Origin of the sequence: Phenylobacterium sp., assembly GCF_037138395.1 — a bacterium.
In the GTDB taxonomy this organism is placed as follows: Bacteria; Pseudomonadota; Alphaproteobacteria; order Caulobacterales; family Caulobacteraceae; genus Phenylobacterium.
On record NZ_JBAXIM010000116.1, the window covers coordinates 1 to 8,060 of the forward strand.

Annotated in this window: 8 protein-coding genes; 2 read left to right on the plus strand and 6 right to left on the minus strand. The window is 69.5% G+C overall.

The genetic code is table 11. The annotated features are described in order from the left end of the window. On the plus strand, positions 1–858 hold an 858-nt coding region (locus WCJ52_RS09690), incomplete at its 5' end, for a heme-dependent oxidative N-demethylase subunit alpha family protein (protein ID WP_336903100.1). After that, on the plus strand, positions 845–1,636 hold the full coding sequence (locus tag WCJ52_RS09695) for a tyrosine-protein phosphatase (RefSeq protein ID WP_336903101.1): 792 nt from the start codon (positions 845–847) through the stop codon (positions 1,634–1,636). The genes WCJ52_RS09690 and WCJ52_RS09695, both read left to right, overlap by 14 nt. On the opposite strand, the gene WCJ52_RS09700 is transcribed toward WCJ52_RS09695, so the two are convergent. From WCJ52_RS09700 to WCJ52_RS09725, 6 genes are all read right to left on the minus strand, one after another. After that, positions 1,627–3,309 (minus strand): glycosyltransferase family 4 protein, encoded by a 1,683-nt coding sequence (locus tag WCJ52_RS09700; protein ID WP_336903102.1) that lies wholly within the window; start codon positions 3,307–3,309, stop codon positions 1,627–1,629. The genes WCJ52_RS09695 and WCJ52_RS09700 overlap by 10 nt on opposite strands. A gap of 42 nt (positions 3,310–3,351) precedes the next feature. Next, positions 3,352–4,803, minus strand: a complete 1,452-nt coding sequence (locus WCJ52_RS09705) for an NAD-dependent succinate-semialdehyde dehydrogenase (protein ID WP_336903103.1) — start codon at positions 4,801–4,803, stop codon at positions 3,352–3,354. Between the two features lie 9 nt (positions 4,804–4,812). Next, complete coding sequence (locus WCJ52_RS09710) at positions 4,813–6,078, minus strand: prolyl oligopeptidase family serine peptidase (protein ID WP_336903104.1); 1,266 nt, start codon at positions 6,076–6,078, stop codon at positions 4,813–4,815. Then, positions 6,079–6,834 carry a hypothetical protein gene (locus WCJ52_RS09715; protein WP_336903105.1) on the minus strand — a complete coding sequence of 252 codons (756 nt, stop codon included), beginning with the start codon at positions 6,832–6,834 and terminating at the stop codon, positions 6,079–6,081. It lies immediately after the preceding gene. Between the two features lie 21 nt (positions 6,835–6,855). Then, a complete protein-coding gene (locus WCJ52_RS09720; RefSeq protein ID WP_336903106.1) occupies positions 6,856–7,302 on the minus strand; it encodes a hypothetical protein in 447 nt (148 codons plus the stop codon). A gap of 166 nt (positions 7,303–7,468) precedes the next feature. After that, on the minus strand, positions 7,469–8,017 hold the full coding sequence (locus WCJ52_RS09725) for a hypothetical protein (RefSeq protein WP_336903107.1): 549 nt from the start codon (positions 8,015–8,017) through the stop codon (positions 7,469–7,471). Between the last annotated feature and the right edge of the window lie 43 nt (positions 8,018–8,060).

The window sequence follows — 8,060 nt, forward strand, 5'->3', positions numbered from 1 at the left end:
GCAGATCCGCCTTGGGCCGATCCGCCCGGATTTGCCATTGGCCTGCGGCGGATCGCGCCCGAGGCCTGGCTGGAGGGCGGTGAGGCGCGGCCCTGGGTGCGCAAGGACCGCCTCTTCCGCGCCGTTCCGGACAAGGTCTGGGGCGAGACGCAGGGCTCGCGTCCCGGCCAGGCCGAGGCGGCCGGCCTGGTCGCCAGCGCCCTTGGACTGCGCGCCCGACCCGACCTGCGCCCGCCACTTCTGGCTGCCGCCCGGAGGGTCCCGGACGACCTGGTCCTGATGGAGCGGCGGGCGGGCGACTGGGCGGTCTCGGCCCTGAGCCTGAGCGCGGGGTCCTTCTTTACGGCGGATGAAGCCCTCGGAAAGACCTTGGAGGACCTTCACGGCCCGGTTCCCGGTTTCGCCGACCGGTTTCTTCTCCGTGTGCGGAGGATCTTCGAAAACCTGCCCTCAGAGGACATCGTCGAGCGTCGTAACTGGTCGGTGGTTGCCTGGCGCGGGCTCTACGCCCCGGAGGCGTCTGCGGCCCGGCGACGGGCCCTCCGCCAAAGGCCGCGGCGGCCGGGGGCGGGCCTCTACATCCGCTGCGAGCGGCAGACCCTGCGCCGCCTGCCGCAGACCGGCGGGTTGCTGTTCACCATCCGCATCCACCTGACCCCCCTCAGGGCCCTGGCCGCGGACTCCGAGGCCGTCGCTGTTTTCGCCCGGGCCTGGGCGGCGGCACCCGAGGACTTCCGGCGCTACAAGGGCCTGGCCGCTGTCGCCCCGGGGGTGGAGGCCTTCCTCGCCGAATGTCGCCTCCCCCGTGCTGAATCCGTCACTGACCCAAGCCATAAGGCCTTGCATGACTCCCGATGAACGGCTCCTGCCCCTCGAGGGCGTCGAGAACTTCCGCGACTATGGCGGATATGCTGTGCCCGGCGGCCTTCGGGTCGTGCGGGGTCGGCTCTGGCGTTCGGCCCACCACGGGGGTGCCACCGACGCGGACCTGGCGCGCATCGCCAGCCTCGGCCTGTCCGCCGTCGTGGACCTCCGCCGCCCCACGGAAAGGGCGAACCAGCCCTCCCGCCGGCCCGAGGGCTTCACCGCCCGGGTGATCGACTGCGATCACGGCGACCAGGCCGAGCCGCCCCACGTGGCCTTCCTGAGGGAGACCGACCTGTCGGCCCAAAGCGCCCGGGCCTTCTTCCTGGACTATTATCGAACGGCGCCCTTCGAGCCCCGTCACCAGGAGCTTTTCAGCCGCTATTTCGAGGCCCTGGGCGAGGGCCGGGCGGTGCTCATCCACTGCACGGCTGGCAAGGACCGGACCGGCCTGCTTGCCGCCCTTACCCACCATCTGCTGGGGGTCCGCCCTGAGGATGCTGCGGCGGACTTCGAGTTGACCAACCGCGCCGCGCGGATCGAGGCCCGCCTACCCCAGGTCACCGAAGCCCTGACGCAAAGCCTGGGCCGCCGGCCCTCGGAGACAGCGGTCCGCGCCTTCCTGGGCGTGGAGGGTGCCTATCTGGAATCGGCCTTCGCCGCGATCCGGGAGCGGTCGGGCTCGGTCGCGGCCTACCTGGCGGGCCTGGGGGTGGATGACCGCGCCACTGGCCGGCTTCGCGAGCTATGGCTGGAGCCTGCTCAGGCCTGAGGCGCAAGCCAGTCCAGGACGCCGATCTTGGCCAGCCAGACCAGGCTCATCTGAACGGCCCTTCGGCGCTCGGCAGGGAAGGCGAGCAGGAGGTCGCGCACGCTGAGCTCCCCGGCCCCGGCCAGAAGCTGCACCACCCGGCTGGCCTCCTCGGGCGTCGCCCGCCACATGCGGAAAGCGCCGTCCAGCTCGACGCCTTCGGATCGGGCCAGGTCGGACTCCCCCGCGCCGGGTCGCAGGCGAAGGCGGCGCTCCAGGCCCAGGTCCTGGGTGGCGAAACCGGCGAAGTCGGCGAAGGGATCGCCCTTGAGCGGGTGAAGCCTGTGGCTCGCCGCGCCCCCGGGTGTGGCGGCGCGCAGGGCTGCGAGCTCCTCGAACAGACCGGTCAGCTGCCGCACCACGACAGGCCAGTCAAAGGCTTCCCGGACCCGTACCCGGCCCGCAGCGCCCATGCGCCGACGGAGCTCCGGGTTCCGGGTCAGTTCGGCGATGGCCTCGGCGGCCCGCCCCACGTGGACGGCGGTGTGCTGGGCCACGGCCCCGACAAAGCTCTGGTAGGAATCCAGTCCGATGGCGTGCCGGGCGGAAAGGGCCTCGCCGAGGGCCCCGGGCGGCCCCCCCAGTGTCGGGACGAGGAAGCCCTCCACGCCATGCCGCACGGTGAAGCGATAGCCATCCCAGTCGCTGGCGACCACCGGCAGGCCGGCGGCCATGGCCTCCAGGGGGGTGATGCCGAAGGTCTCCTGGATGTTGTCCACCAGGGACAGGAAGATGTCGCCAGCCGCCCACAGGTCGGCCACCACCTCCGGGTCGTTGCCGTCTTGGAAGTCCACCTCGACGGAGGGGGCGTAGGCTGCGGCGGCTTGCTCATAGCGGGCCCGGTCGGCCTCGCCCCCCGGAAACCAGCCGGCCAGGGCAAAGTGCATGCGCTTCCCGGCGAGGCGACCGGCTTCTTCCACGGCCCGGAACATGGGCTGGGGAAAGGCCTTCTCGAAGAAGGACAGGCGGCCGACCCAGACCACCAGGACCTCGTCGGCCTCTATGCCCAGGTCCGAGCGGACCCGGGCCCGGGCACCCGGGCGGTCGGCCTTGTCGCGGATCTCCTGAGCCGGGACTCCCAGGGGGATGACCGGCAGCTGGGGCCGGGGCCGGGCCTCGCCGCCAAAACGCTCGCCCAGGAAGTCGCCCCAGCCGTCGAACATGCGCGACACGGCGTCCCGCACCGAGGGTGAAGTGCAGATCAGGGCGTCCCAGGGCTGGACCGGCGAGGTCAGGGCCCCGGCGATGATCTGACGCATGGCCGGCGGCCCGAGGGTATGGATCAGCCCCGCCAGGCTGTAGCCCCGGTCGCCGGTCGCCTTACGGCGGATCCAGGCCAGGGTCTCAAGGTCGGGCTGACCCCGGAAGAGGATCCCGCCCTCCGCCGGCGCCTCGACGGACAGGATGCTGCCCCCCGCCACCTGGCAGGGCGGCCGCGCGTCCGGGAACAGGTCCTCCGCCACGTCGGCGTCGGCGACGGGCAGGTTGGAGAGCAGGTCAACCCGGGCATAGCCGCCATGCCGGGCGAGGGCCCGGTAGAGCTGCAGGTTCGCCACGTCCTTGCCGAAGGGATTGGCTCTCGCGCCGATCCTTCCTGGCGGATGGTAGATTGCGAGCCTGGACCCTGGCTTCACCCTGTTGGGTTCCTTCCCTTTGGCATGACGGGTCGGCCGCGGTCAGACCGCAAGGCAGACCAACTTGGTTTCGAGGTATTCGTCGAGCCCGTAACGCGAGCCCTCGCGACCCAGGCCCGATTCCTTGACCCCGCCGAAGGGCGCAACCTCCGTGGAGATCAGGCCGGTATTGACCCCGACCATCCCGGCCTCGATCCCCTCGCTCATCCGCCAGGTGCGAGCCGCGTCGCGGGTGAAGACGTAGGCCGCCAGCCCGGACCGGGTGGCGTTGGCCAGGGCCAGGACCTCAGCCTCAGTGGTGAACCTCACAAGGCCCGCTACCGGCCCGAAGGTCTCCTCGCGGTTGACCAGGGCGTCCCCGCGGACGCCGGACAGGACGGTGGGCGCATAGAAGAGGCCCTCGCCGGGTAGTCGATGGGCGCCGGTCAGGACCTGGGCACCCCCGGCGAGGGCGTCGGCCACATGCCGCTCGACCTTGTCCAGGGCGGCGGCGTTGATCAGGGGGCCCTGGTCGGTGGGGCCTGCCAGGCCGTCGCCGACCCTCAGGGCCTCCGCCCGCGCCTTCACGGCCTGGGCGAAGGCCTCGTGGATGCCGGACTGGACATAGATCCGGTTGGCGCAGACGCAGGTCTGGCCGGTATTGCGGAACTTCGAGGCCATGAGGCCCTCGACTGCCGCCTCGAGGTCGGCGTCGTCGAAGACGATGAAGGGGGCATTGCCGCCCAGCTCCAGGGACACCCGCTTGACCGTGCCCATGCAGGCCGCCGCCAGGCGCTTTCCCACGGCGGTCGAGCCGGTGAAGGTGAACTTCGCCACGTCTGGGGATCCGGTCAGGACCTCGCCGATGGGGGCTGGCGCTCCGGTGACGACGTTGAAGACCCCGTCGGGGACCCCCGCCTCGGCTGCCAGTCGCGCCAGGGCCAGGGCGGTGAAGGGGGTCAGCTCCGAGGGCTTGAGCACCACGGTGCAGCCGGCGGCCAGGGCCGGTGCGACCTTGCGCGTGACCATGGCGGCCGGGAAGTTCCAGGGGGTGACGGCGGCGACCACCCCGACCGCCTGCCTCAGCACCAGCAGGCGCCGGTCAGCCTGGTGGCTGGGGATGACGTCGCCATAGGCCCGGCGGGCCTCTTCGGCGAACCATTCGATGAAGGCCGCGGCATAGGTGATCTCGCCCTCGGCCTCGGCCAGGGGCTTGCCCTGTTCTGCCGTCAGCAGCCGGGCCAGGTCCGACTGGGCGTCCAGGACCCGGTCATACCAGCGCCGCAGGATGACTGACCGTGCCTTCGCGGTCAGGCCCCGCCAGCCGGGAAGGGCTTCCCGGGCCGCCGCGACGGCCTCGAGGGCGGCTTCAGCGCCGAGGTCGGGAACCCGCCCCAGGACCTGCCCCGTGGCCGGGTTGGTCACGGGTATCCACGCCTCGCCGGTCCGCTCGACGCCACCGATCCAGGCGGCTTCGCGCAACAGCGAGGGGTCTGAAAGGTCTGGTCCCGCCACCCGCTTCCCCTAGAGGCCGCCGGGTCCGCACTCGGTGGTGAGGTACTTCTCGATCTCCACCAACTGGGTCTCGACATTGGCAGGGGTCATCAGGTTGAACTGGTGTCCCATGTCCTTGAGGACCAGATATCGGTAAGGCCGGCCGGCCGCCTTCAGGGCCGCCACGAACCGCTCCGCCTGTTCGATCGGAACGGTCTGGTCCCGGTCGCCGTGGTAGACGAAGATCGGGATCGACGCCTTGGACGCATTCGCCAGGACATCGAGGCCGCCGACCGTCGGCCGCTGGAACTCTCTCAGGAAGCGGTTTTCATAGGTCAGGTTCTCGAACCGCCGGATCTCGGCGGCGCCCGCCCCGGCAATGGCGCACTGGTAGAGCCCATTCGGCCGGATCGACGCCGCCATGGCCGCGTAGCCCCCATAGGAGTAGCCGAAGAGGGCGATGCGATCTGGTGCGGCCAGGCCCTGCGTCACCAGGTATTTCGCCGCATCATCGTTGTCATCCTGCATGGCCTTGCCCCACTCCTGGTCGCCCGCCCGGTAGAGCTTGTCGCCCCAGCCGTCGGAGCCCCGGAACTGGGGCTGGATCACCGCATAGCCCCGGGCGGTGAAGTATTTGGTCCACCCCCCTCTGTCCCACCCGAGGTAATCCCGGGCCGTCGGGCCGCCATGCGGCAGGACGATGGCCGGGTAGGGCCCCGCCCCGAAGCGGGCCTTCGAGGGCGTGTGCAGGAAGGCGGGGATCATCAGCCCGTCCCGGGCCTTGTACTGGACCATCCGGGAGTCCCCGAGGGCAGCTCCGGGAATCTGCGGCCTCGCCTTGCCCAGCAGGGTCAGCTTCGATCCGTCGGTCAGGAGGTAATACTCTGGCGCCAGGTTGGGGCCCGACTTCTCCACCAGGACATACCGGTAGTCCTCGGAGAAATCCTGGATCACGGCGCCCGCGCCGTCCGGGTAGGAGACCTTGACCGGCGCGGGGGTCGCAGGGTCTGTCCAGTCCATGGTCACGTTGGTCACGCCCAGCGCTGGGCCGAGCCCCTTAGCGATGGCGCCGAGCTTGGGGTCGGTCCAGTAGTCCCGGTATGTATCGGCCTGGTAGCCGAAGCCCAGGACGCGTCCGGCCTTGTCCTGGAACACGCCGCCCGCCTCGAACAGCTTGTGCTCGAAGGCCGGTCCCACGATCTTCTTCTGGGTCAGGTCATACTCGTAGACGCCGGCCTTATCCTTTTCCCGGCGGCTCACGTAGACGATGTTCGGGTCCTGGGAGAAGCCCACCACCTAAGTGATGTTCCGGTCCTTGGCGTAGGAGCGGAAGTGCTCCTCCCACTGTCCCGTCTTGGGGTTCAGGAACTCCTGGCCGATGAAGATGGCGCCGTTTTCAAAGTCGGAATACTGACGGGCCCGGAGCTCGCCGTTCCAGTCCGGCTGGTAGCCGGCGTATTTCTCGGAGCCTCGGTACAGGCGCTCGGCCGAGCCCTTGTAGATATCGACCTTATAGATATCGCCGTCACCATCGAGCCGGTTGTCGATGACCAGGATGTGCCGGGGGTCGTTCTGCAGGGTGCTCAGGATCGAGGGGCTGCTGGTCTTGTTGACGAAGTCCTCAAGCTCGGAGCTCGCCTTCTGGTCCGGGATCGCCGGCGTCCATTTTTCGCCCTTCAGGTCCGTGATGTAGAGCTTCTGGAGGTGTGTCGCTCGGGTTCCGTAGGTGAATAGCTGCTGGGCGCTTACGGCGAGCCGGTCGTCCTTGATGAAGCTCGCGGACATCAGCCGCATCTTCTGGGCGCCGAGGATAACCGGCGCCTTGCCGGGATTGGCCGTCTCCCAGATCGCTATGTACCGCGTGTCGCCATCGGGGGAGACGATCCCCACCAGGTACTTTCCGCTGGGCGATATCGAGAGGCCCTGGATCGCGGGCTCCCGGGCAAAGTCCCGGGCCGTGAGGCCAGCCGGCGTCTCAGCGGTCGCTGCACGCAATGGGGTGGGAAGGCAGAGGGCCAGGACGGCGAGAGCGACGAGGCTGCGGAAGGTCATGGGATCCCCGGTGGTGAAGGTTCACCGGGAAGCTACAGAGGACGGCGATCCTTGGGAAGCGGCAGGCGCCGCCTCTCGGTTGGGGGATGGGGCCTCCCGGATGGCCACGGGGGCAGGGGCTGCAAGCCACAGGTCTGCGCCCCGGGTCTCGACGGCCACCGCACTGGTCAGACCATTCCGGTTTCCCGATTGGGCGAAGAGGTTTTCCCCGACGATTTGACCAGGCTTGGAATCGCTGGTGATCGGTCGGAGCATGCCACCAGAATTCATGGCCGGCCGATAGGCGAAGGGGGCGGTGGGAAGGGGAGCCGACTTCGCCGCCGCCGGTGGGGGCGCAGCTGCGGCCTGGGGTCCCGTCACCATGGCGCCTGCGGCCACCAGGCCGATCCAGAGCGCTGTGACCGCGCCTGCCCTCTGGTCCCGGTGCTTGCGGGAGGGATCGCGCGAACGCGTGTCTTGGGACTTCATATCCCGGTCTCCCGTTTCCGTGTCCGCCGTTGTGGCGGACCCGACCCCCCTCATGCGTTGGCGTCATCGAGCCGTAAGGGGAGGACATCGAAGTCTCTCAAACGAAGGTGAAACAAGTCTTTCGGAACGCGGTGAATAAAGTGTGTTGCGGCCCGATTTTGGGTCTTCAGGGGGCTGCCCGGCGGCTTGACCCGCCATCTTCCGCGACCTCGACATCACCGCGGTCGGTGAGCCAGACTTGGCCGTCGCGGACTTCCGCCTGGGTGGCGCTCACCAGCCCGCTGCGGTTGCCAACGAGGGCGAAGGGATTGGAGTCTTCGGTTTGCGCTGCGGCACCCCTCCAGCTGACGGACACCAGGACCCTGCTCTCCGTGGCGCCAAGGCGAGCCGAGGTCGAGGCCAGACGTTGCGGCGCCAGGACGAGGCGGGTTCCGAAGAACGCGTAGGATGTAGCGCGCTGGGCGGACCCGTTGGAGGCTTTGCGGTAAGCGGGGGCGACCCGCCGATCCTCGGCCCAGCGATTTCCGCCCGACAGACGCTCAGCGCCGGCCGTCTGCATGGCGTTGCCGGCGAAGGGCGCAAAGGCCGCAGCCTGGGCGGGAGCTCCCGCCAGAAGCACGATGAAGGTCAGGAGCGCGAGAACCAGGCTCACACTCCGGTAGGTGGCGGCGGCCCGGGGGCTCGCCTTGGCACGGAAATTGCTTTGGTTTGACATGAACCCTGTTCCCTGTCTCTTGACGGGACAGAGGTAACCCCGG